The organism is Arthrobacter sp. G119Y2 (assembly GCF_038069765.1).
GTDB lineage: Bacteria > Actinomycetota > Actinomycetes > Actinomycetales > Micrococcaceae > Arthrobacter_B.
On record NZ_JBBPFS010000005.1, the window covers coordinates 277,666 to 301,105 of the forward strand.

Annotated in this window: 22 protein-coding genes; 21 read left to right on the top strand and 1 reads right to left on the bottom strand. The window is 67.7% G+C overall.

The window, feature by feature from the left end; genetic code table 11:
• The 8 genes from ruvX (at window position 1) to nusB (ending at window position 6,643) form a co-directional block, all read left to right on the top strand.
• On the top strand, window positions 1–582 hold the full coding sequence (gene ruvX / locus WKB88_RS13045) for a Holliday junction resolvase RuvX (RefSeq protein WP_341394970.1): 582 nt from the start codon (window positions 1–3) through the stop codon (window positions 580–582).
• Between the two features lie 26 nt (window positions 583–608).
• Window positions 609–1,823, top strand: coding sequence for an endolytic transglycosylase MltG (gene mltG, locus WKB88_RS13050; protein ID WP_341394971.1), 1,215 nt, complete (start codon window positions 609–611; stop codon window positions 1,821–1,823).
• A complete protein-coding gene (locus WKB88_RS13055) occupies window positions 1,824–2,720 on the top strand; it encodes a shikimate dehydrogenase family protein (RefSeq protein WP_341394972.1) in 897 nt (298 codons plus the stop codon).
• Window positions 2,721–2,752: 32 nt separating this feature from the next.
• Complete coding sequence (gene aroC / locus WKB88_RS13060; RefSeq protein WP_341394973.1) at window positions 2,753–3,967, top strand: chorismate synthase; 1,215 nt, start codon at window positions 2,753–2,755, stop codon at window positions 3,965–3,967.
• Window positions 3,951–4,478 (top strand): shikimate kinase, encoded by a 528-nt coding sequence (locus tag WKB88_RS13065; protein ID WP_341394974.1) that lies wholly within the window; start codon window positions 3,951–3,953, stop codon window positions 4,476–4,478. The genes aroC and WKB88_RS13065 overlap by 17 nt, the downstream gene beginning before the upstream one ends.
• Window positions 4,479–4,482: 4 nt before the next feature.
• On the top strand, window positions 4,483–5,604 hold the full coding sequence (gene aroB, locus WKB88_RS13070; RefSeq protein ID WP_341394975.1) for a 3-dehydroquinate synthase: 1,122 nt from the start codon (window positions 4,483–4,485) through the stop codon (window positions 5,602–5,604).
• A gap of 68 nt (window positions 5,605–5,672) precedes the next feature.
• Window positions 5,673–6,236 (top strand): elongation factor P, encoded by a 564-nt coding sequence (gene efp / locus WKB88_RS13075; RefSeq protein ID WP_341394976.1) that lies wholly within the window; start codon window positions 5,673–5,675, stop codon window positions 6,234–6,236.
• On the top strand, window positions 6,233–6,643 hold the full coding sequence (gene nusB / locus WKB88_RS13080) for a transcription antitermination factor NusB (protein WP_341394977.1): 411 nt from the start codon (window positions 6,233–6,235) through the stop codon (window positions 6,641–6,643). Before efp ends, nusB begins: the two co-directional genes overlap by 4 nt.
• A 97-nt stretch (window positions 6,644–6,740) precedes the next feature.
• Here the strand turns inward: nusB and WKB88_RS13085 are convergent, their stop codons facing one another.
• Complete coding sequence (locus WKB88_RS13085) at window positions 6,741–7,985, bottom strand: PrsW family intramembrane metalloprotease (protein WP_341394978.1); 1,245 nt, start codon at window positions 7,983–7,985, stop codon at window positions 6,741–6,743.
• A gap of 201 nt (window positions 7,986–8,186) precedes the next feature.
• On the opposite strand from WKB88_RS13085, the gene pyrR reads away from it, so the two are divergent.
• From pyrR to WKB88_RS13150, 13 genes are all read left to right on the top strand, one after another.
• On the top strand, window positions 8,187–8,768 hold the full coding sequence (gene pyrR / locus WKB88_RS13090) for a bifunctional pyr operon transcriptional regulator/uracil phosphoribosyltransferase PyrR (protein ID WP_341394979.1): 582 nt from the start codon (window positions 8,187–8,189) through the stop codon (window positions 8,766–8,768).
• Window positions 8,765–9,763, top strand: a complete 999-nt coding sequence (locus WKB88_RS13095) for an aspartate carbamoyltransferase catalytic subunit (protein WP_341394980.1) — start codon at window positions 8,765–8,767, stop codon at window positions 9,761–9,763. Before pyrR ends, WKB88_RS13095 begins: the two co-directional genes overlap by 4 nt.
• Window positions 9,760–11,139 (top strand): dihydroorotase, encoded by a 1,380-nt coding sequence (locus WKB88_RS13100; protein WP_341394981.1) that lies wholly within the window; start codon window positions 9,760–9,762, stop codon window positions 11,137–11,139. Before WKB88_RS13095 ends, WKB88_RS13100 begins: the two co-directional genes overlap by 4 nt.
• Window positions 11,127–11,645: a PH-like domain-containing protein gene (locus WKB88_RS13105; protein WP_341394982.1), complete on the top strand. Its 519-nt coding sequence runs from the start codon at window positions 11,127–11,129 to the stop codon at window positions 11,643–11,645. The genes WKB88_RS13100 and WKB88_RS13105 overlap by 13 nt, the downstream gene beginning before the upstream one ends.
• Before the next feature lie 38 nt (window positions 11,646–11,683).
• Complete coding sequence (gene carA, locus WKB88_RS13110; protein WP_341395096.1) at window positions 11,684–12,835, top strand: glutamine-hydrolyzing carbamoyl-phosphate synthase small subunit; 1,152 nt, start codon at window positions 11,684–11,686, stop codon at window positions 12,833–12,835.
• Entirely contained in the window at window positions 12,835–16,131 is a 3,297-nt protein-coding gene (carB, locus tag WKB88_RS13115; protein ID WP_341394983.1) for a carbamoyl-phosphate synthase large subunit, read from the top strand. Before carA ends, carB begins: the two co-directional genes overlap by 1 nt.
• Window positions 16,124–17,008 carry an orotidine-5'-phosphate decarboxylase gene (gene pyrF / locus WKB88_RS13120; RefSeq protein ID WP_341394984.1) on the top strand — a complete coding sequence of 295 codons (885 nt, stop codon included), beginning with the start codon at window positions 16,124–16,126 and terminating at the stop codon, window positions 17,006–17,008. The genes carB and pyrF overlap by 8 nt, the downstream gene beginning before the upstream one ends.
• Window positions 17,009–17,194: 186 nt before the next feature.
• On the top strand, window positions 17,195–17,512 hold the full coding sequence (mihF, locus tag WKB88_RS13125) for an integration host factor, actinobacterial type (protein ID WP_152217987.1): 318 nt from the start codon (window positions 17,195–17,197) through the stop codon (window positions 17,510–17,512).
• A 52-nt stretch (window positions 17,513–17,564) separates the two neighbouring features.
• Window positions 17,565–18,146, top strand: coding sequence for a guanylate kinase (gene gmk, locus WKB88_RS13130; RefSeq protein ID WP_341394985.1), 582 nt, complete (start codon window positions 17,565–17,567; stop codon window positions 18,144–18,146).
• Window positions 18,147–18,185: 39 nt separating this feature from the next.
• Window positions 18,186–18,446: a DNA-directed RNA polymerase subunit omega gene (gene rpoZ, locus WKB88_RS13135; RefSeq protein WP_152217989.1), complete on the top strand. Its 261-nt coding sequence runs from the start codon at window positions 18,186–18,188 to the stop codon at window positions 18,444–18,446.
• Between the two features lie 91 nt (window positions 18,447–18,537).
• Entirely contained in the window at window positions 18,538–19,884 is a 1,347-nt protein-coding gene (locus WKB88_RS13140; protein ID WP_341394986.1) for a bifunctional phosphopantothenoylcysteine decarboxylase/phosphopantothenate synthase, read from the top strand.
• Between the two features lie 84 nt (window positions 19,885–19,968).
• Window positions 19,969–21,201: a methionine adenosyltransferase gene (gene metK / locus WKB88_RS13145; protein ID WP_341394987.1), complete on the top strand. Its 1,233-nt coding sequence runs from the start codon at window positions 19,969–19,971 to the stop codon at window positions 21,199–21,201.
• A 7-nt stretch (window positions 21,202–21,208) separates the two neighbouring features.
• Complete coding sequence (locus WKB88_RS13150) at window positions 21,209–23,407, top strand: primosomal protein N' (RefSeq protein WP_341394988.1); 2,199 nt, start codon at window positions 21,209–21,211, stop codon at window positions 23,405–23,407.
• Window positions 23,408–23,440 lie beyond the last annotated feature (33 nt).

Consider the following 23,440-nt stretch of genomic DNA (forward strand, 5'->3'; position numbering starts at 1 on the left):
ATGGAGCCGCAGGACTACCCCCGCGGGGTTAAGTTGGGGGTAGACGTCGGCCTGGCCCGGGTGGGCCTGGCCGTGAGCGATCCGGACGGAATGCTGGCCATGCCCGTCAAGACCCTCAAACGCGACGCGAAAAAGAACAGCGACATCCGGGTCCTCGCGCGTGAAGCGGCAGACCGCAGCGCGGTCCAGATCTTTGTTGGCCTGCCGCGCAGCATGCGGGGCACCGAAACCGCTTCCACGCAGATGGCCCGGGACTACGCCGACCTGCTGCTTGCGGAACTGGACCGCGGCGGAATCAGCATTCCCGTTTGCCTTGTGGACGAGCGGCTCACAACGGTGAGTGCGCACCGTAACCTGCACGAGGCTGGCTTGAACAGCAAAGATCACCGTAGAGTGGTGGATCAAGCAGCCGCTGTAGCTATTTTGCAGCAGGCTATTGACATGCAGCGTTCACTTGGACGCGATGTGGGGGAGCCAGTCACATCATGCCGGCAGCAGCGCCAGACAGGCGCCCTGCCGGCCCCGACACAGGAGTCAATCATTTCCCAGGACAATAAGCGCGGAAACGGGGCCGCGCTGTGAGCCACAGGTATCCGGATTTCCCGCCCATGGGGGCTAAGCCGGACTATGAGCCGACAGCCCACCACGGCCGGGGCGACGAGCAGTATGCCGCCCTCCCTGAGGGCAAGCCGCCCGTGGAGGAGTTCTTCGACGAGGAACAGGGGACGCGCCGCAGCCTGCGCCCGTCGAGGGAGAAGCAGCGCCGCCGGCGCCGCCGCACCATCGTGATGCTCGTCGTGTTGGTCTTTTTTGCCGGCGTGGTTTTCGGACTGACCATGTTCCTCCGCGACCTGCTCGGGATGAACGAGATCAAGGACTATGAAGGAGCCGGAACCGGAAGCGTCAGTTTCACGGTGGCTGAAGGCGACGGACCGATGGTGATCGGGACCAAGCTGGAAACGGCGGACATCGTCGCTACCTCCAAGGAGTTCGTCAACGCGTTTGCGGAGGAGTCCGCCGGACGGGAAATCCAGCCCGGATCCTACGAAATGAAGCAGCAGATGTCCTCCTCTGCGGCTCTGGATGCGCTGCTGGGCGAACAGGGCGCCGCGGTGCACTACGCCGCCATTGCCCGCGACCTGCGCCAGAACGAAGTGTTTGACATCCTCACCGAGTCGACCGGAATTCCCCGGACCGAGTTCGAGGCTCTCGCCAAGGACCCCGCGGCCTTCGGACTGCCGCCCGCGGCCGTAAGCCTTGAGGGCTACCTGCACCCGGGCGAGTACCGCTTCCCGCTGGAGCAGGACGCAACGTCCATCGTGACCGAAATGGTCGACAACACCTTTGCCACGCTCGAGGAAGCCGGCATCACCGACCCGGCCGAGCAGTACCGCATCCTGACCAAGGCCAGCATTATCCAGGCCGAGGCCGGCGAAGCCGACTATGCAACGGTGGCCGGCTCCATCCAGAACCGGCTGCGGGCGGACAACGTGGAAACCAGCGGCCTGATCCAGTCCGACGCCACGGTGACGTACGGACTGAACCGCAAGAGCTATGACCTGACGCCGGAGGAAAAGGCGGACAAGTCCAATCCGTACAACACGTACGCTAACCCCGGACTGCCCGTCGGCCCGATCGGTTCCCCCAGCAAGGAAGCCATCGACGCGGCCGCAAATCCCGCCGACGTGCCGTACTACTACTGGGTGACGGTCAACCTGGACACTGGCCAGACCGAGTTCTCCTCCACGCTGGCGGAGCATGCGAAGTACGTGCTCCAGTACCAGGAATGGTGCGGCAAGCAGGAACCGGGCAGGTGCGGGTAGTTGACGGCTAGCCCGCTGCGGGCAGCCGTGCTGGGGCATCCGATCGGCCACTCCAAATCGCCGCTGCTGCACCGTGCCGCGTACGGGTACCTCGGGTTTGAGTGTGCGTACGACAGGATCGACGTCCCCGAAGAGGACGCGGCAGCCTTTGCCGCGTCCCTCCGGCGGACGGATGCCGGGCAGCCCCGGTGGGCCGGCCTGTCGGTGACCATGCCGCTGAAGGCCGCACTGCTCCCCGCCATGGACCGTCTCACGTCCACGGCCGCAGACCTGCAGGTCCTGAACACGGTGACCTTCGACTACACGGACGGCGGCGTAGTCCTCACCGGGCACAACACCGATGTGACCGGCATCGTTAAGGCGCTGCTCCATGCCGGTGCCCAGGCCAACCCGAACGTGGTCATCCTCGGTGCCGGCGGCACAGCCTGCGCCGCCGTCGCAGCCGCGGCACGGCTCAACGCCGCATCCGTTTCGGTCTGTGCCCGCCGGTTCACCGCAGGGCCGGACGGACTTCCGCCGGTGGCCGAGGTCGGACGCCGCACCGGAACAGAGGTGCGGCTGCGCCCCTGGCACGAGGCGGCAGCGGCATGCGCGGAGGCCGACGTCGTCATCTCCACGCTTCCCCCGCACGGTGCCGATGCCCTCGCCGACCAGCTGGCCGCGGCGCCCGCCGGGGCAGCCGCTCCCGGTGCGGTCCTCCTTGATGTTGCCTACGATCCCTGGCCCAGCCGGATCGCCGACGTCTGGGCTGCCCGTGGCGGACGGATTGTCCCCGGGCTGGAAATGCTGCTGTACCAGGCGGTTGAACAGGTGCGCCTGTTTACCGGCGGGGCGTTCCGTGAAGAGAACGCCGTCACAAACGTGATGTGTGACGCTGTCGGGGCACCGCGGCGCTGAAGCCGGGTACGGGACATGGCAGTATTGAAACCATGTTGCGTTGGTTGACCGCCGGTGAGTCCCATGGGCCTGCACTGGTAGGAATAGTTGAGGGCGTCCCTGCAGGCGTCGAAGTGAATACTGCCATGATCCAGGAGGCGCTGGCGCGCCGCCGTCTCGGTTACGGCCGCGGCGCCCGGATGAAGTTTGAACAGGACGCCGTCCGGATCCTCGGGGGAGTCCGGCACGGACTGACCCAGGGCGGACCGGTAGCCATTGAAGTGGGCAACACCGAGTGGCCCAAGTGGCAGCAGGTCATGTCGCCGGACCCGGTGGATCCCGCCCTGCTCGCCGAATCCGCCCGCAACGCTCCGCTGACCCGCCCGCGTCCCGGACACGCCGACTTTACCGGCATGCAGAAGTACGGGTTTGATGAAGCCCGTCCCGTTCTGGAGCGCGCCAGTGCGCGGGAAACCGCGGCCCGCGTCGCGCTCGGGGCGGTGGCCTCCTCTTTCCTGAAGTCCCTGGGCGTGGAACTCGTCTCCCACACCGTCAGCATTGCCGGCGTGGGCAGCCCCGAAGGTTCGGCGATTCCCGGTGCCGGCGACGTCGCCGCCCTGGACGCGGACCCCATGCGCTGCTTCAACCCCGACGTTTCCGCCGCCATGGTCGCCGAGGTGGATGCCGCCCACAAGGACGGCGAAACCCTGGGCGGCGTGGTGGAAGTCGTGGCCTACGGACTGCCGCCGGGACTGGGCAGCTACACCCACTGGGACCGCCGGCTCGACGCCCGCATCGCCGGAGCCCTGATGGGCATCCAGGCCATCAAGGGCGTGGAGATCGGTGACGGCTTCCTGACCGCCGCACGCCGCGGCTCGGCAGCACACGATGAGATCCTCCAGGATTCCGAGGGACGGGCGGTCCGGTCCGGAAACCGGGCCGGCGGCATCGAGGGCGGCATGAGCATCGGCGAAGTCCTGCGGGTCCGCGCTGCCATGAAACCCATTGCCACCGTGCCGCATGCCCTGCAGACAGTGGACATCAGCACCGGAGAGCCCGCCCGTGCCCACCACCAGCGCTCGGACGTCTGCGCCGTGCCGGCCGCCGGCGTCGTGGCCGAGGCAATGGTCGCCCTGGTGCTGGCCGAAGCCGTCACCGAGAAGTTCGGCGGTGATTCCGTGGCCGAGACGGCCCGGAACCTGCGGTCCTACCTCCAGAGCATCCCCGGTGCCCTGGAATCGGCTGGCACCAGTGACCGGACAGACTGAAACCTGCCGCCACATTGTCCTGATCGGCTTCATGGCAGCCGGCAAGTCGGTGGTGGGACGCGAGTTCGCGTCCCGCCGCCAGCTGAAGTTCATTGACACGGACCAGCTCATCACCGAGCGCCACGGACCGATCCCTGAACTCTTTGCCGCACGCGGGGAATGCTACTTCCGGGAGGTTGAAGCGCGCACTGTCGCTGCCGCCCTGGCCGAACCGTCCCGCACCGTCATTTCCCTGGGCGGCGGAGCCGTGCTGGACACCGGTACGCAGCAGCTGCTGCGCGGCGCCACCGTGGTCTTTTTGGACACCGATCTGCAAACCGTCCTGCCCCGCATCACCCGCTCCGGCAACCGCCCCCTGCTGGCCGGCGACCCCGTGCGCCGCTGGCAGGAACTGGCAAAAGCCCGGCGCCCCGTTTACGAATCCCTGGCCGACATCACCATAGACACCAGGGGACTCAGCGTCACGGCCATCATCGACCGCCTGACGACAATCCTCAACGAAGGAGCTTAACCCCATGGCCTCCGATCCCACCGTCATCCCGGTGACCGGCGAAAGCCCCGCAAGCAATTACGACGTCGTGATCGGCAACGGACTGCTGGACCGCCTGCCCGCCATGCTGGGGGAGCGGGTCCGCCGGGTCCTGGTCATCCATCCGCGTGCGCTCCGGGCCACCGGTGACACTGTGCGCGACGAACTGGCCGCCACCGGACTCACCGCCGTCACGGCGGAAATCCCTGATGCCGAAGAGGGCAAGCACATCCAGGTTGCTTCCTTCTGCTGGCAGGTCCTGGGGCAGAACGACTTCACGCGCTCCGATGCGATCGTGGCAGTGGGCGGCGGCGCCGTCACCGACCTGGCCGGGTTTGTGGCGGCCACCTGGCTGCGCGGCATCAAGGTGGTTCACGTTCCCACCTCGCTGCTGGGCATGGTGGATGCGGCAGTGGGCGGCAAGACCGGCATCAACACCGCCGAAGGCAAGAACCTCGTGGGCGCCTTCCATCCGCCCGCCGGCGTGCTGGCCGACCTCGATGCCCTGGGCACCCTGCCCAAAAATGAGCTGCTCAGCGGCATGGCCGAAGTCATCAAGTGCGGTTTCATCGCCGACCCCGCGATCCTGGACCTGGTGGAGGCCAATCCCGAGGCCGTGGGCGACGGCGGCTCCGACGTCGTGCGCGAACTGGTGGAACGCTCCATCTCGGTCAAGGCCGAAATTGTGTCCTCGGACCTGCGCGAAGCGGGACGCCGGGAATTCCTCAACTACGGCCACACCCTGGGCCACTCCATTGAACTGGCCGAGCGCTACCAGTGGCGCCACGGCGCGGCAGTATCCGTGGGCCTGGTTTTCGCCGCCGAACTGGGCCGCATGGTCGGCCGCCTCGACGACGCCACGGCGGACCGGCACAAGGAAATCCTCACCTCGCTGGGACTGCCCGTCACTTACCGCAAGGATCGCTGGTCCGCCCTGCTGGACGGCATGCGCCGGGACAAGAAATCCCGCGGTGACCTGCTGCGATTCGTGGTCCTGGACGGCCTGGCCAAGCCCTCCATGCTCGAGGTTCCCGACACCTCGCTGCTGTTCGCGGCCTACCAGGAGATTGCCTCCGAGCCGCAGGGCGGCATCCGCCTCAGCCTGTAGCTGCCCGGAGCAGGTAGAATGGTCGACGGACTTAAAACGAAACCAGGCGAATCAACGAAAGAGAAACTGTGGCGACGACCAACGACATCAAGAACGGCACCGTGCTGAAGCTTGAAGGCAACCTTTGGAGCATCATCGAGTTCCAGCACGTGAAGCCGGGCAAGGGTGGTGCGTTTGTCCGTACCAAGATGCGCAACGTGCGTTCGGGCAAGGTTGTCGACAAGACGTTCAACGCCGGCATCAAGATCGAAACTGCCAGCGTTGACCGCCGTGATTACCAGTACCTGTACCAGGATGGCGACGACTACGTCTTCATGGACACCTCGGACTACGACCAGCTGACCGTGCCGGGCTCCATCGTGGGCGAAATGTCCAATTTCATGCTCGAATCCATGATGGTGACCATTGCCATCCACGAGGGTTCGCCGCTGTACATTGAGCTGCCGCCGTCAGTGGTCCTGGAGATCACCTACACGGAGCCGGGCCTGCAGGGCGACCGCTCCACCGGCGGCACCAAGCCCGCCACAGTGGAGACCGGCTACGAAATCCAGGTTCCGCTGTTCCTGGAACAGGGCACCAAGGTCAAGGTAGATACCCGCACCGGCGATTATTTGGGACGCGTTAACGAGTGAGTGCACGCACTAAAGCCCGGACCCGGGCACTGGAAGTTCTGTTTGAGGCTGAGCAGCGTACAGCATCGGTCTTTGACATGATCAAGGCCCGCCGGGAACAGACCGATCAGACGATCAACCCCTACACGCTTGAACTGGTGGAGGGTGTGGTTTCCATGCAGGAGACCATCGACGAGTTCCTGGGCACGTACTCCCAGGGCTGGCCGCTGGAACGCATGCCCTCCGTGGACCGCATCATCCTGCGGATCGGCGCCTGGGAACTGCTCTACAACGACGACGTACCGGACAAGGTGGCGATCAGCGAGGCCGTTGAGCTCGCCAAGACCCTGTCCACCGACGAATCGCCGTCATTCGTGAACGGACTGCTGAGCCGGCTTCACCAGCTCAAGCCGTCCCTGCTGGCCTGAAAAACCGCCTGCAGGCCTAGTTCGCACCCCGGCCCGTCCCCTGCCGCGCATCCGCGGCAGCGGGCGGGCTTTTGCGTTCGGCGGCATCAGCCGGCCGTCAGGCAACCCCGGCCCGGGCCAGCATCGCGCCGCGCGTGCGCGTCAGGGCCTGCAGGAGTGTCTGCTCCGCGGCCCGGTTGGCGGCCAGATTCCGGCCCGCCGCGATCTGCTGGCGGGTCAGTGCCAGCCTGGTGGCTTCCCGGATGAAGGTCTTCATGGTGCTCCGGGCACCGAAGCGCCCCGCCCAGGCCAGCGCCTGGTGCCGTCCGGCACGGGTGGACAGCATGAGGACTTCCTGGGGCGTGAACCAGCCGGCGGCGGCGTATTCGCCCAGCCGGGCCCGGGTCAGCCGCTGCTCCGCCCGGCGCAGCAGGACGACGCCGGCCACCGCCAGGGCAAACAACGGCACCTGCAGCACGAAATAGAAGACAAAGAAGCCGCCGGAGACCAGCGCCGTTCCGCCGTTCCAGAACATGTGCCCCAGGATTGCCGCCGCCAGGCCCAGCAGGAAACCGGCGGTGATGCGCAGGGCGCCGCCGCGCCGGACGGCAATCCCCAGTCCAAGACCTATGGCTGAGGTGAACAGCACGTGGGCGAACGGCGAAAACAGCCCGCGAAGCACAAACACGAAGCCCAGTTCCACCCCGAGCCCCCCGCTGGAAATCAGGGCGGAGCCGAAGTACAGGATGTTCTCGGTAAAGGCGAAGCCCGCCGCGACGGTGCCGGCGTAAACAATCCCGTCCACCGGGCCGTCAAAGTGGCTCCGGCGCACCAGTACCAGAATCAGGACCCCGAGCCCCTTGGCGGTTTCCTCAACGAGCGGCGCTTCCAGGACCGGGCCCACAAACTCCGGCGCCAGCCCCGGCAGCATCAGGTACAGCGCCTGCGCCACATAGGGTCCGGCAAGCAGCGTGATGCCCACTGAAATTCCGGCACCCCACAGGAAGGCAAAGAGGAGCGCCGAGCGGGGTTCGGGTTCCCAGCGGTCCACCCAGCGCAGTCCCAGCAGGCAGATGCCCAGCGGCACCAGCGCAAGGATCCCGCAGAGGAGGAAGGCAACCGTTCCCAGCTGCCACCACAGGAACCAGGCCACCAGCAGCAGGGCGACGGAGGAGCCGATAATCAGCAGCACGGTTGCGGCGGTACCCGTGCGTCCGTGCGGCTGGGCGGTCCAGAGCGGCTGCACCGGCACGGGGCCGTGTCCCGGCGGCTGGAGGCGGGCGGGCCGGGGTTCGCCCGGAGGCGGGCTCCAGGGCACGGCCCCGTCTCGGCCGGCACGGTTGTCGGGGAGGTATCCGCTCATGAAGCTGCGCCTGTCATAGGGCAACACTATGAGCAAAAGCGGGCTGCGGGACAAAGGAGGCCGGACTGGGGATAGAAAAGACCCGAAGTTGTCCGCAGGGCCGGCGTCACAGAGGAAGCCGGCAGCCGCGGCTGTGGTAGCTTGAAACCGCATTCACCCTTTAAATTCCGTCCTGTGAGGCGGGGAAGGAGGAGGCAGAATATGGACTTGTCCAACCCGCCGGGCGCACCCGCACCCGCACGCACCGTTCTGGCTTCAGCTGACATTGACCGCGCGCTTACCCGGATTGCCCACGAAATCCTGGAAGCCAACAAAGGCTCCGCAGACCTCGTTCTTATGGGGATTCCGCGCCGGGGCTACCCGCTCGCCCGCCGGCTTGCCGACAAGATTGCAGCCGCCGATCCCTCCGTGGATCCCGCCGCCATCACCGGGCAGCTCGACGTCACCATGTTCCGTGACGACCTGGCCCGCCAGCCCACCCGCACACCCCACGCCACCGAAGTTCCGCTGTCCGGAATAGACGACAAAGTGGTGGTCCTCGTTGATGACGTCCTGTACTCCGGCCGGACCATCCGCGCCGCACTCGATGCGCTAGTGGACCTGGGCCGCCCGCGGGTTGTCCGGCTCGCCGTCCTGGTGGACCGTGGTCACCGGGAACTGCCCATCCGGGCAGACCATGTGGGCAAAAACCTGCCCACCGCGATCGTGGAAAAAGTCCGGGTGCATCTGCGCGAGACGGACGTGCCGGCGGTTGATGAAGTGGTCATCGAGGGCGCTCTGTGAAGCATCTGCTCTCCACCCGCGACCTCAGCCGCACCGACGCCCTGGCCATCCTGGACACCGCCGAACAAATGGCGGCCGTGTCCCAGCGCGAAGTCAAAAAGCTGCCCGCCCTGCGCGGCCGGACCGTCGTCAACCTCTTTTTCGAAGATTCCACCCGGACCCGGATCTCCTTCGAAGCCGCCGCCAAGCGGCTTTCCGCGGACGTCATCAACTTTTCCGCCAAGGGATCCTCCGTGTCCAAGGGCGAGTCGCTGAAGGACACCGCCCAGACGCTGGCCGCCATCGGTGCGGACGCCGTCGTCATCCGGCACGGTTCCTCCGGTGCCCCGGCGCGGCTGGCCGGTTCCGGCTGGATTGATGCTTCAGTGCTGAACGCCGGCGACGGCACGCACGAGCATCCCACCCAGGCGCTGCTGGATGCGTTCACCATGCGCCGCCACTGGGCCCGCCTGCACGGCACGGCCTCCACCGGAACCGATCTCAGCGGCATGCACGTGGTGATTGTCGGCGACGTCCTGCATTCCCGGGTGGCGCGGTCCGACCTGTGGCTGCTGCGGACGCTGGGCGCCACCGTCACGCTGGTGGCACCGCCCACGCTGCTGCCGTTCGGCGTCGAGTCCTGGCCGTGCGAGGTCAGCTACGACCTCGACGACGCGCTGGAATCAGGTCCGGACGCGGTCATGATGCTGCGCGTGCAGGGGGAGCGGATGCAGTCGGCGTTCTTCCCCTCCGTGCGTGAATACTCGCGCCGGTGGGGGTTCGACGACGTCCGCCTGGACCGCCTGGACACGCTCGGCCTCAAAGACACCATCCTGCTGCATCCGGGCCCGATGAACCGCGGCCTCGAAATTTCCTCCCGCGCCGCCGATTCGCCGCGGGCCACCATCCTTGAACAGGTCAGCAACGGAGTTTCCGTCCGCATGGCCGCCCTGTACCTTCTGCTGTCCGGTGACAACTCCCCGGCCGGCACCGCCACCCAGGAGTTAGCACTGTGACCCCCAGCGACTCAACCGCCGCACCGAACATCCCTGCAACCGCTGCCGGAACCTACCTGATCCGCGGCGCCTCCCTCCTCGGCCGGGAGACCGCCGACCTGCTGATCCGCGGCGGCCTGATCGCCGCCGTCGGGCCGGACCTCGACGCGCCGGAGGACGCCGTCGTCATCGAGGCCGCGGGCCTGGTTGTCCTGCCCGGCATGGTCGACCTGCACACCCATCTGCGCGAGCCGGGCCGTGAGGACGCCGAGACCGTGGAGACGGGAACCCGCGCCGCCGCCCTGGGCGGATTCACCGCAGTGCACGCCATGGCCAACTCCAACCCCGTGGCGGACACGGCCGGAGTGGTGGAACAGGTCTACAGCCTGGGCCGCCGGTCCGGCTGGGTGGACGTGCGCCCGGTTGGCGCCGTGACCGTCGGACTGGAAGGCGAACGGCTCGCTGAACTCGGAGCCATGGCCGATTCCCGGGCCCGCGTGCGGGTCTTCTCCGACGACGGCAAGTGCGTCTCGGACCCGGTGCTGATGCGCCGGGCGCTGGAGTACGTCAAGGCGTTCGACGGCGTGATTGCCCAGCACGCCCAGGAACCGCGGCTGACCGAAGGCGCGCAGATGAACGAGGGCGACGTCAGCGCCGTCCTGGGCCTGGCCGGCTGGCCGGCCGTGGCGGAGGAATCGATCATTGCCCGCGACGTGCTGCTGGCACAGCACACCCGGTCCCGGCTGCACGTGTGCCATGTGTCCACCGCCGGGTCCGTGGAAATCATCCGCTGGGCCAAGGAACGCGGCATCAACGTGACCGCCGAAGCCACCCCGCACCACCTGCTGCTCACCGATGACCTGGTCCGCAGCTATGACCCGGTCTACAAGGTCAACCCGCCGCTGCGCACCGCCGCCGACGTCGAGGCCCTCCGCAACGGCCTCGCGGACGGCACGATCGACATTGTCGGCACCGACCACGCGCCGCATCCGTCCGAGCACAAGGAGTGCGAGTGGGCGCAGGCGGCGATGGGCATGACCGGCCTGGAAACCGCCCTGTCGGTGGTCCAGCACGCCATGATCGACACCGGACTGATGGACTGGGAGGGCTTTGCCCGCGTGACGTCGATCACTCCGGCGGCCATCGGGGCGCTCGAATCCCAGGGACGGCCGCTGGCGGCCGGTGAACCGGCCAACGTCATATTGGTGAACCCGTCTGCGCGACGCACGGTGGACCCGAATAAGATGGCCTCAAAGGGACGCAACTCACCGTTTGCCGGCCTGGAACTGCCCGGCGTGGTGCAGGCGACCTTCTTCGCCGGCCACCCCACGGTCCTGGATGGCGTCCTGAACACACCTCACCCCGTTTCCACAGAGGAGTCCGCATGGATCGCCTGATGTTCGCCCTGGGCACGCTTGCCCTGGTTATTGTGCTCCTGGGCCTGTTTGCCCTGGGCTGGCGCGGACGCCGGCAACGCCAGCAGGGCGTTCCGCGGCCCGTCCCGATGCCCGACGGCCTGGAGGAACCCCGGTTCCAGGCCCTGGGCCAGTACGTCTGCACCACCACCGCCGGCGACTGGCTGGACCGGATTGCCGTCTACGGACTGGGCGTAAAGTCCAACGCCACGGCCGCAGTCTTTGACGAGGGCCTGCTCCTGGTCCGCAGCGGCGCCCCCGACGTCTGGATCCCCGGGGCGGACCTGGAAGCCGTCCGCCTGGAACGCGGCATGGCCGGAAAATTCGTGGAAAAGGAAGGCCTGGTCATCGTGACCTGGAAGCTCGGCTCCACCGCCGTGGACACCGGGTTCCGCACCCGCTCCGCCGAAGACAAAACACCCCTGGTATCAGCCATCACCGAACTCCTGCCGGCCGAACCGGCGGAAACAAGCGAGGAACACCTGTGACCGTGCAGCCCACACCCACCCCGACCGCAGCCGTCCTGATGCTTGAAGACGGACGCACGTTCCGCGGCCGCAGCTACGGCGCCGAGGGCACTGCCCTGGGCGAGGCAGTCTTTGCCACCGGCATGACCGGCTACCAGGAAACGATCACCGATCCCTCCTATGCCCGCCAGCTGGTGGTGCAGACCGCGCCGCACATCGGCAATACGGGCGTGAACACCGACGACGCCGAGTCCCGCCGCATCTGGGTGGCCGGCTACATTGTCCGGGATGCCGCCCGGCGTCCGTCGAGCTGGCGCTCGGAGCGCACCCTGGACGAAGAGCTCGCGGCGCAGGGCGTCGTCGGCATTTCCGGCGTCGATACCCGGGCCGTGACCCGGCACCTGCGTGAGCGCGGCGCCATGAAGGCCGGCATTTTCTCCGGTGCCGCGGCGGACCGCCCCGATTCCGAACTGCTGGCAGACGTGCTGGCCCAGGAGTCCATGGCCGGCGCCCGCCTGGCCGAAGAGGTCAGCGTGGAGGCGTCCTACGTCATTGAGCCGAAGGACCACGGCTGGGAGGGCGAGCCGCGCTTCACCGTGGCCGCCCTGGACCTGGGCATCAAGTCCATGACTCCGGTCCGCTTCGCCGAGCGCGGCGTGCGCGTGCATGTCCTGCCCGCGTCCGCCACCCTCGCGGACGTCACCGCGCTGAATCCCGACGGCGTGTTCATGTCCAACGGTCCGGGCGACCCCGCCACCGCCGACGTGCAGGTAAACCTGCTGCGGGACGTGCTGGACACCGGGATACCGTTCTTCGGCATCTGCTTCGGCAACCAGATCCTCGGCCGCGCCCTGGGCTTCGGCACCTACAAGCTGCGCTACGGCCACCGCGGCATCAACCAGCCGGTGATGGACCGCCGCACCGGCAAGGTGGAAATCACCAGCCAGAACCACGGCTTCGCCGTCGACGCCCCGCTGGACGGCCCGGTTACCGCACCCGAGGCCCGCTACGGGCGCGTGGAAGTCAGCCACGTGTCCCTGAATGACGACGTCGTGGAAGGCCTCGCCTGCCTCGACATCCCGGCGTTCTCGGTCCAGTACCATCCCGAAGCCGCCGCCGGCCCGCATGACTCCGCGTACCTTTTCGACCGTTTCGTGGACCTCATGGACTCCAGCTCGACCGACGCCAGCAAGATCAAGGAATCCCTCTAATGCCCCGCAGAACCGACCTCAAGTCCGTCCTGGTCATCGGCTCCGGTCCGATCGTGATCGGCCAGGCCGCGGAATTCGACTACTCCGGCACCCAGGCGCTGCGCGTGCTGCGCGAGGAGGGCCTGCGGGTCATCCTGGTGAACTCCAACCCGGCCACCATCATGACCGATCCCGAGTTCGCCGACGCCACCTACGTGGAACCCATCACCCCCGAGGTGGTGGAGAAGATCATCGCCAAGGAACGCCCCGACGCGATCCTGCCCACCATGGGCGGCCAGACGGCGCTGAACACCGCCATCGCCCTGGACAAGAACGGCGTCCTGGACAAGTACAACGTGGAGCTGATCGGCGCCAACATTGCCGCCATCGAACTCGGCGAGGACCGCGAAAAGTTCAAGGGCGTTGTCGAGCGCTGCGGCGCCGAATCCGCCAAGTCCATCATTGTGCACAGCATGGACGAGGCCTTCGCCGCCGCCGAAGAACTGGGCTACCCGATGGTGGTGCGCCCCTCCTTCACCATGGGCGGCCTCGGCTCCGGCCTGGCCTACAACGAGAAGGACCTTCGCCGCATTGCCGGCGCCGGCATCCAGTACAGCCCCACCTCCGAGGTGCTGCTCGAAGAGAGCATCCTCGGCTGGAAGGAATACGAGCTGGAAATGATGCGGGACCGCAACGACAACGTGGTGGTCGTCTGCTCGATCGAGAACTTCGACCCGGTGGGCGTGCACACCGGCGACTCGATCACCGTGGCCCCGGCCATGACACTGACGGACCGCGAGTACCAGAACCTGCGCAACATCGCGATCGCCGTGATCCGCGAGGTGGGCGTGGACACCGGCGGCTGCAACATCCAGTTCGCCATTGAGCCGGACACCGGCCGCGTCGTCGTCATTGAGATGAATCCGCGCGTCTCCCGCTCCTCCGCGCTGGCGTCCAAGGCCACCGGCTTCGCCATTGCCAAGATCGCCACCAAACTGGCGCTGGGCTACACGCTGGACGAAATTCCGAACGACATCACCAAGCAGACCCCGGCGTCCTTCGAGCCCACCCTGGACTACGTAGTGGTCAAGGTCCCGCGGTTTGCCTTCGAGAAGTTCCCGGCCGCCGATCCCACCCTGACCACCACCATGAAGTCCGTCGGCGAAGCCATGGCCATCGGGCGCAACTTCACCGAGGCCCTGCAGAAGGCCCTGCGCTCCCTGGAACAGAAGGGTGCCTCGCTGTCCTTCGCGCCGGTGGACGCCGACGCCGTGCCGGCCCTGATCGAAGCGGCCAAGCGGCCGACGACGGACCGGCTCAAGCAGGTCCAGCAGGCGCTGCTCGGCGGGGCGTCAGTCGAGGACCTCTACGAGGCCACCGGGATTGACCCCTGGTACCTGGACCAGCTCGTGCTGATCAACGAAGTGGCCGAAGAAATCCGCGGCGCCGGCACCGTGAACGGGGAGATCCTGCGACTGGCCAAGCGGCACGGCTTCTCGGACGAGCAGATCGGCGCGCTGACCAACACGCCCGAGGCCGTGATCCGCGGTGTCCGGCACGCGCTGAACATCCGCCCGGTCTACAAGACCGTGGATACCTGCGCCGCGGAGTTCGCCGCCTACACCCCCTACCACTACTCCTCCTACGACGAGGAGGACGAGGTGGCGCAGCACGAGAAGCCGTCCATCATCATCCTGGGCTCCGGACCGAACCGGATCGGGCAGGGCATCGAGTTTGACTACTCCTGCGTGCACGCCACCATGGCCCTGCGCGAAGCGGGCTACGAGACCGTGATGATCAACTGCAACCCGGAGACGGTCTCCACCGACTACGACATCTCCGACCGCCTCTACTTCGAACCGCTGACCCTCGAAGATGTCCTGGAAGTCATCGCCGCGGAGCAGCGCACCGGGGGAGTCCTCGGCGTCTTCGTCCAGCTCGGCGGCCAGACCCCGCTGAAACTGGCACAGGCCCTGGCCGACTCGGGGGTCCCGATCCTGGGCACCTCGCCGGAAGCCATTGACCTGGCCGAACACCGCGGCGCCTTCCAGCGGGTGCTGGACGAGGGCGGGCTGATCGCCCCGAAGAACGGCACCGCCGTCTCCTTCGACGACGCCAAGAAGATCGCCGACGAAATCGGCTACCCCGTGCTGGTCCGCCCGTCCTACGTGCTCGGCGGCCGCGGCATGGAAATCGTCTACGACGAGGCGAACCTCTCGCGCTACATCGCCAACGCCACGGAGATCACCCCGGACCATCCGGTGCTGGTGGACCGGTTCCTGGAAGACGCCATCGAGATCGACGTCGATGCACTCTTCGACGGCACCGACCTGTACGTGGGCGGCATCATGGAGCACATCGAGGAAGCCGGCATCCATTCCGGTGACTCCGCGTGCGTCCTGCCGCCGATCACCCTGGGCACCGACGTCGTCGACCGCGTCCGGGAGGCCACCCGGGTTATCGCGTCCGGCGTCGGCGTGCGCGGCCTGATCAACATCCAGTTCGCCCTCGCCTCGGACATCCTGTACGTGATCGAAGCCAACCCGCGCGCCTCCAGGACGGTGCCGTTCGTGTCCAAGGCCACCGGCGTGCAGCTGGCCAAGGCCGCTGCCCTGATCGGCACCGGCATGACCATTGCGCAGCTGCGCGCCGCCGGCAAGCTGTTTGCCGCGGGTGACGGCTCGGTGCTGCCGCTGGACGCCCCGGTGGCCGTGAAGGAAGCCGTGCTGCCGTTCAGCCGCTTCCGCACTCCCGAGGGCACCGTGGTGGATTCGCTGCTCGGCCCGGAAATGCGCTCCACGGGCGAAGTCATGGGAATCGACAAGTACTTCGACACGGCGTTTGCGAAGTCCCAGGCAGCGGCCAATTCCGCACTGCCGACCGAGGGGAAGATCTTCGTCTCGGTTGCCAACCGGGACAAGCGCTCCATCATTATGCCGGTGAAGCTGATGGTGGATTTGGGCTTTGAGATCCTCTCCACGGGCGGCACTGCCGAGGTCCTGCGCCGCAACGGCATCCAGGCCACCACCGTGCGCAAGGTCAGCGAGGGCACCGGCCCCAACGGTGAAGGCACCGTGGCCGACCTGATCACCGCGGGTGAGATCCACCTGGTGGTGAACACCCCCTCCGGCGGCCAGGCCCGCGGCGACGGCTATGAAATCCGTGCAGCCGCCACCTCCATCGGCTGCCCGGTGGTCACCACGGTCTCCGAGTTCGGTGCTGCCGTCCAGGCGATCGAGGCAATGCGCTCCTACGAGTGGGACGTCACGTCCCTGCAGGAGCACGCCGCCAAGCTCAAGGCTTCATCCGATGCCTGAGGGGCGTCCCCCCTTCGGTGCCCGGCTGCGCGCAGCCATGGACGCCCGCGGCCAGCTCTGCGTCGGGATTGACCCGCACCCCGCACTGCTGGCCGCGTGGGGACTGAACGACGACGCCGCGGCCCTGGAGCGCTTCTCCCTCACCGTCCTGGAGGCGGTGGGGGAGCAGGCAGCCGCCGTCAAGCCGCAGGTGGCGCTGTTTGAACGCCACGGGTCCGCGGGACTCGCCGTCCTGGAACGGGTGCTGGCCGCCTGCACCGACGCCGGGATGCTCAGCATTGCGGACGCCAAACGCGGCGACATCGGCTCCACCATGGCCGCCTATGCGGACGCGTGGCTGCGGGACGGATCCGCCCTGGCGGCGGACTCCGTGACCCTGAGCCCGTACCTGGGATTCGAGTCGCTGCGTCCGGCCCTGGACCTGGCTGCCGCGACCGGCCGGGGCGTGTTTGTCCTGGCGCTGACCTCGAATCCGGAAGGCGCGTCCGTGCAGCATGCGGGCGGGGCCGCCTCCGTTGCCGGCCGCATCATGGAGGCAGCCGCGGCCGAAAACATCCGTGAACTGGGCGAGCCCGGCGGCGCTCCGGGTGCCGTGGCGCGGGGCGGGGCACTGGGGTCCACCGGGCTGGTGATCGGCGCAACCGTCGGTTCCGCCCTGACGGAGCTGGGCCTGGACCCCGCTGCAGCCGCCACGCCCATCCTTGCTCCCGGCCTCGGAGCGCAGGGAGCAACCGGTGCGGACCTGCGGTCCACCTTCGGGCCGGCCTGGCCCAACGTCCTGGCCACGTCCAGCCGGGGCATCCTGGCGGCAGGTCCGGACCCCGCCGCGCTCAGGGATGCCGCACGGCGGACGCTGGGGGAGCTGGGCCCCGCCTGATCCCTGCCGCTTCACCCGGACAGGGGCGCGGATTCTGCGGGAAGGGGATCGGGTAGCGGTGCACGTTGCAATTGCGGCGGGGTTGCGGATAGGTTCAGACCGTACCCCCATACACCAGCACCGCCCCAGCACCGCCGCTGTGATTTGTGCGGCTGTGCCGGGCCAGTCCTTGCCCGGGAGGGTCTGTTGAACCTCAAGCCACTGACCGAAGACGAGCGCACCAGGGCCCGGGAGAAGGCCACCGCAGCCAGATCCGTCCGGGCTGACATCAAGGCCAAAATCAAGACCGGGGAATTGTCCGTGGAAGAGGTCATTCTGTCCCGGTCTTCCGAGGAAGCAGTAGGCCGCCTGAAGGTGGTGGATCTGCTCCGGGCACTGCCTGGCGTCGGAGAGCGCCGCGCAGCTGGAATAATGACTACCGTAGGTATCGCACCAACCCGCCGTGTACGCGGTTTGGGCGTCCACCAGCGCAAAGCGCTGATCGAACATTTGGAGTCCGACTAGGGGCCGCTCTCACTGCGGCCGCACCGTCGGGGCCGAGTCACAACGAGAGCAAATGAGGTCCCCAGTGTCGCAACCGCGGCTGACAGTTCTTGCAGGTCCAACCGCAGTTGGCAAAGGCACGGTGTCCACGTTCATTCGGGACAATTATCCGGAGGTGTGGCTGTCCGTTTCAGCCACCACCCGCCCGCCCCGCCCGGGCGAAGAAAACGGTGTGCATTACTTCTTCGTCTCGGCCGAGGAATTCGATTCACTCGTAGAAGAGGGCCAGATGCTCGAGTGGGCCGTAGTCCACGGCCGCAACCGCTACGGCACGCTGCGCAGCACCGTCGAGTCCGCCATGGCGGAGGGCCGCTCGGTACTCCTGGAGATCGATCTGCAGGGGGCACGCCAGGTCAAGGAATCCATGCCGGAGGCCAATTTCGTGTTCCTGGCCCCGCCGTCGTGGGACGAAATGGTGCGCCGATTGGTCGGACGCGGCACCGAAACGCCCGAAGAGCAGCAGCAAAGGCTGGAAACCGCTAAACTGGAACTTGCTGCCGAGCCCGAGTTCGATCACACCGTGGTAAATGATGACGTCCAGCGGGCAGCAGCTGAGCTTGTATCACTCATGGGAATCAGTCCGCGCCCGCGCTGACGCACCGCAACATCCCGTACAAAAGATTTTGGAGAATCTGTGTCTACTGTGTCTGAAGGCATCATCAACCCGCCGATCGACGACCTGCTGAACGTTGCAGACTCGAAGTACGCCCTGGTTATCTACGGCGCAAAGCGCGCACGCCAGATCAACGCCTACTACTCCCAGCTGCACGAGGGCCTGTTTGAATACGTCGGCCCGCTGGTGGAAACCAAGCTGAACGAGAAGCCGCTGTCCATCGCCCTGCGCGAGATCAACGAAGGCATGCTCGTCAGCCGTCCGGTCGAATCGGCCGAATAGTCTTACCTGCCGGATAAAGGCACCGCCGTCCTGAACCGGGCGGCCCTTTCGAAACAGCCGGCCGCTTCGGCCGGGGTCAGGAGCAGCAGCGGTGCGCATTGTCTTGGGTGTGGGCGGCGGCATCGCCGCCTACAAGTCCGCGTCGCTGCTGCGTCTTTTCACGGAGGCCGGACACAACGTGTCGGTCATTCCCACCGAAGCCTCCACCCGGTTTGTCGGGGTGGCCACCTGGGAGGCCCTGTCCGGCAACACCGTCTCCAGTTCGGTCTTCGACGAGGTGGAGAAGGTCAACCATGTCCGTCTCGGCCACGAGGCGGACTTAATTGTTGTGGCACCGGCCACCGCCGATCTTCTGGCCCGTGCTGCCGCGGGGCAGGCCGATGACCTGCTCACCAATACGCTGCTGATGGCACGGGGGCCGGTCCTTTTTGCTCCCGCCATGCACACCGAAATGTGGTCCCATCCGGCTACCCGGGCCAACGTGGCGACGCTGCGCAGCCGGGGTGTCCTGGTGATGGAACCGGCAGTGGGGCGGCTGACCGGGAAGGACACCGGCGCCGGCCGCCTGCCGGACCCTGAAGACATCTTTGCGGCTGCCCTGGCCGCCGCCGGCCTTCCGGTTCCGGACGCCGGCACCGCGCCTGCCCCCGCCGCCGGGAACGCGGCGGACGGCACCGCCCTCCCTTCCTCCGACCTTTCCGCTGCATTTGGGGTTTCCGGTGCACTCGAGGGCAGGACCGTGACCGTCACGGCCGGAGGCACCCGCGAACCGCTGGATCCGGTGCGGTTCCTCGGCAACCGGTCCTCCGGCAAACAGGGTGTCGCCCTGGCCCGCGCCGCCCTCGCGGCCGGCGCGCGTGTCCGCCTTATCGCCGCGCACATGGACGTTCCGGCTCCGGACGGGGTGGAACTGATCCGGGTCGAAACTGCGCTGGAGCTCCGGGAGGCCGTGCACGCCGCGGCGCCTGCATCCGATGTGCTCATCATGGCGGCAGCCGTGGCCGACTTCCGGCCGGACCGGAACTCCGACACCAAAATCAAGAAGCGCGACGACGGCGAAGACCCGGTCATCACCCTCGTCCGCAACCCGGACATCCTCGCCGAGGCCGTGCAGGAGCGGAACGCTTCGGGAACGCCCGGCGGCGGAGCCCTTCCCTCGGTCATCGTCGGATTCGCAGCGGAAACCGGCGACGGAACCGCCGAAGTGCTGGACTACGGGCGGCAGAAACTGGCCCGCAAGGGCTGCGAACTGCTGGTGCTCAACCGGGTGGGCGTGTCCCTGGTGTTCGGCCAGGACGTTACGGAAGTGACTTTGCTTTCACCCGCCGACTCCGAAACGGCGCCCGCCCCCACCTACACCGGAACCAAGACCGAGATTGCCGGACGGATTATCGCCCGGATATCGCAGGAGCTCTCCGCGGCGCTTCCCGTCCGCTGAGCCGGGTCCTGCCGGCGCGGGATCACGTCCACAGGCCGCCCCCGGCATTCGGGGCCCGGCCCAAGACCCAGTAGAGTAAAACACGTGACTTTCCCAGATGCTCCAGTACTACTTTCAGCTGCCCGCGACGGGCTGCGTCTTTTCACCTCGGAATCCGTCACTGAAGGTCACCCGGACAAAATCTGTGACCAGATCAGTGACGCAATCCTGGACGGCCTGCTCAAGGTGGACCCCGAGTCCCGCGTGGCGGTGGAGACCCTGGTCACCACCGGCCTGGTCCATGTGGCCGGGGAGGTCACGACCGAGGGCTATGTGGAGATCCCGCAGCTGGTCCGCGACACCATCCTCGGCATCGGGTACGACTCCTCGGCCAACGGATTCGACGGCGCCCGCTGCGGCGTCTCGGTGTCCATCGGCCAGCAGTCTCCGGAGATCGCCTCGGGAGTGTTCAACTCCGTGGAGAACCGTGCCGGCAAGAACGCCGATCCCTATGACGTGCAGGGCGCGGGGGACCAGGGCATCATGTTCGGCTATGCCTCGGATGAGACCTCCGTCCTCATGCCCACGCCCATCTGGCTGGCACACCGGCTGTCCGAGCGCCTGACGGCCGTCCGCAAGGATGGAACCCTGGACTACCTCCGCCCCGACGGCAAGACGCAGGTCACCATCGGATACGACGGCGACCGGCCGGTTTCCGTGGACTCCGTGGTTATCTCCTCGCAGCACGCGGTCGACGTCGAACTGGAGCAGCTCCGCGCGGACCTGGTCACCCATGTCATCAAGCCGGTCCTGGCCAACACCGAGCTCGACATTTCCAATGTCAAGCACATCCTGAACCCCGGCGGCCCCTTTGTCATCGGCGGTCCGGTTGGAGACGCCGGACTCACCGGGCGCAAGATCATCGTTGACACCTACGGCGGATTCGCCCGCCACGGCGGCGGCGCCTTCAGCGGCAAGGATCCGTCCAAGGTGGACCGCTCCGCCGCCTACGCCATGCGCTGGGTGGCCAAGAACGTCGTCGCCGCCGGGCTGGCCCGGCGCGCTGAAATCCAGATCGCCTACGCGATCGGCATGGCCCACCCGGTGGGAATCTACGTGGAGACGTTCGGCACCGAAACCGTGGACCCGGCCCGCATTGCCGATGCCATCCAGGAGGTCTTCGACCTCCGCCCGCTGGGCATCATCAACTCGCTTGACCTGAAGCGCCCGATCTACCAGAAGACTGCTGCCAACGGCCACTTCGGCCGCGAGGATGCGGAGTTCACCTGGGAGCGCAAGGACAAGGCCGAGGACCTCCGCCGCTACTTCAACGCCTAACCGGCACATGCAGCAGGAACCGGCAGGGAAGGCCGGGCAGCAGGAACCGGCCGGAGAAACCGGGCAACTGTCCCTGCTGCACGGCTTTGTCTCCCCGTCCCGCAACCTGGGCACCCAGCCGTCGGCACCGGAGCTGCCCATCGCACGGGTACTGCTGGATTCGCCGCTGCCGCACCTGGACCGGGCGTTCGACTATCTGGTGCCGGCAAACCTCGACGCCGACGCCGTCCCCGGCGCGCGCGTCCGGGTCCGGTTCGGCGGGCAGGAGCTGTCGGGCTTCATTACCGCCCGCAGCGCCGAGGCGGACACCTCGGCCCGCCTCATGCCGCTGGGAAAGGTCGTTTCGCCGCAGCCGGTCCTCGCGCCGCAGATCCTGCGCCTGGCCGAGGCCGTGGCGGCCCGCTACTCCGGCACCGTCCATGACGTGCTCCGAGTGGCGGTGCCGCCGCGCGCCGCCCGGGTGGACAAGGAGTTTACGCCGCAGGCCCGGGAAGCAGCGGCTGCGGCTGCAAACCCCGGCACCGATGCCCCCTCCGATGAGCAGTCAGCCGCGGGCGAGCTGCCGTCACCCGAGACTGTCCTGTCCGGTCCCGAAGGCTCCGGCCCCAACCCCTGGACGCGTTATCCGCACGGGCCGCGGTTCCTGACCCACCTGGCCGCGGGGCACAGCCCCCGGGCCGTGTTTTCGTCGCTGGGCGGATACGGCGCCGGGGCCTGGCCGGCGGAAATCGCCGCTGCAGTAAAGGCAACCCTGCTCTCCGGGCGCGGCGCCGTCGTCGTCGTGCCCGATGCAAAGGACCTTGCCCGCGTTGAGGCCGCACTGGCGGAGCGCATCGGTGCGGCGTCGTTTGTCCGCCTCACCGCCGACGACGGCCCCACCCCCCGCTACCGCAGTTTCCTGCAGGTGCTGCACGGCGACGTGCAGGTGGTTATCGGGACCCGGTCCGCGGCCTACGCGCCGGTGCGCAACCTCGGACTGGCGGTGCTGTGGGACGACGCCGATGACCTGCATGCCGAACAGCGGGCGCCCTACCAGCACGTCCGCGACGTGCTGCTGCTGAGGGCCGCCGCCGAGGACACGGCGCTGCTGCTGGCCTCGCACTCACGCAGCACCGAGGCGCAGCGCCTGGTCGCCAGCGGATGGGCGGCCAGCATTTCCGCCGAGCGCAGTACTGTGCGGTCGCTGGCGCCGCGCGTCGTCAGCACCGTGGATTCCTTCAACCTGGAACGGGATCCGCTGGCCGCCCGGGCGCGGATTCCGCATGCCGCGTGGAAGGCGGCGCAGGACGGACTAACCCGGGGCCCCGTGCTGGTGCAGGTGGCGCGGACGGGGTTTTCGCCGGCGCTGTCCTGCCAGGACTGCCGCGAGCCGGCACGCTGCCGCGCCTGCGCCGGCCCGCTGGGGCTGGCCAGCCGGAACGGCATTCCAGCCTGCCGCTGGTGCGGGCGGCCGGAACCGGTGTGGAGCTGCGGCAACTGCGGCGGCACCCACCTGCGCGGATCCGCGGCTGGCGCCGGACGCACCGCCGAGGAACTGGGCCGGGCTTTTCCCTCGGTGACGGTCATTTCCTCGGCAGGGGACCACGTACGGTCCGAGGTTCCGGACTCCCCGGCCCTGGTGGTGGCAACACCGGGTGCGGAACCGGTGGCGGCAGGCGGCTATGCCGCTGCCATTCTGCTGGACGGAAACGCGATGATGTCGCGGGAGTCGCTGCGGGCGGGGGAGGAGACCCTGCGGCGGTGGTTCAGTGCCGCGGCCCTGGTGCGCCCGGCCGGAGACAAGGGCCTGGTGGTGGTTACCGCCGACGACACGTCAACCGTCGGGCACCTGCTGCGCTGGGATCCGGCCGGCGCCGCTGAACGCGAACTGGCGCTGCGCGGCGAGCTGGGCCTGCCGCCGGCCGTCCGGTACGCCGAACTTACCGGGTCGCGGGAAGCGCTGGCGGCCTTCCTGCCCCGGCTGGACCTGCCGGCCGAGACCCGGGTGGTGGGGCCGGCGCCCCTGGAGGATCCGCCCGGCCCGGTTCCGGTGCACCGCGACGGTCAGCTGGGCGGCACCGGCGGCCGCTACCGCACACTGCTGTTCTTTTCCTACGCCGCAGCTCCGGCAGTGACCGCAGCAATGCGGTCCGCCAAGGCTGCAGTGTCCGCCAAGCGCACCGGTGATCCGGTGTATGTGCGGGTTGACGGCACGGACGTCCTGTAGACGGGCCCGGCGGGCCCGGCGCGGAGGAACGGG

What these genes read in the sequence shown, in the direction of transcription:
- aroB (WP_341394975.1), top strand. Translation starts at nt 4,483, where the DNA reads ATGGCCTCCGATCCCACCGTCATCCCGGTGACCGGCGAAAGCCCCGCA.
- WKB88_RS13150 (WP_341394988.1), top strand. Translation starts at nt 21,209, where the DNA reads ATGCAGCAGGAACCGGCAGGGAAGGCCGGGCAGCAGGAACCGGCCGGA.
- pyrR (WP_341394979.1), top strand. Translation starts at nt 8,187, where the DNA reads ATGGACTTGTCCAACCCGCCGGGCGCACCCGCACCCGCACGCACCGTT.
- WKB88_RS13085 (WP_341394978.1), bottom strand. Translation starts at nt 7,985, where the DNA reads ATGAGCGGATACCTCCCCGACAACCGTGCCGGCCGAGACGGGGCCGTG.
- carA (WP_341395096.1), top strand. Translation starts at nt 11,684, where the DNA reads ATGCTTGAAGACGGACGCACGTTCCGCGGCCGCAGCTACGGCGCCGAG.
- ruvX (WP_341394970.1), top strand. Translation starts at nt 1, where the DNA reads ATGGAGCCGCAGGACTACCCCCGCGGGGTTAAGTTGGGGGTAGACGTC.
- WKB88_RS13105 (WP_341394982.1), top strand. Translation starts at nt 11,127, where the DNA reads ATGGATCGCCTGATGTTCGCCCTGGGCACGCTTGCCCTGGTTATTGTG.
- gmk (WP_341394985.1), top strand. Translation starts at nt 17,565, where the DNA reads ATGAGGTCCCCAGTGTCGCAACCGCGGCTGACAGTTCTTGCAGGTCCA.
- aroC (WP_341394973.1), top strand. Translation starts at nt 2,753, where the DNA reads ATGTTGCGTTGGTTGACCGCCGGTGAGTCCCATGGGCCTGCACTGGTA.
- mltG (WP_341394971.1), top strand. Translation starts at nt 609, where the DNA reads ATGGGGGCTAAGCCGGACTATGAGCCGACAGCCCACCACGGCCGGGGC.
- pyrF (WP_341394984.1), top strand. Translation starts at nt 16,124, where the DNA reads ATGCCTGAGGGGCGTCCCCCCTTCGGTGCCCGGCTGCGCGCAGCCATG.
- carB (WP_341394983.1), top strand. Translation starts at nt 12,835, where the DNA reads ATGCCCCGCAGAACCGACCTCAAGTCCGTCCTGGTCATCGGCTCCGGT.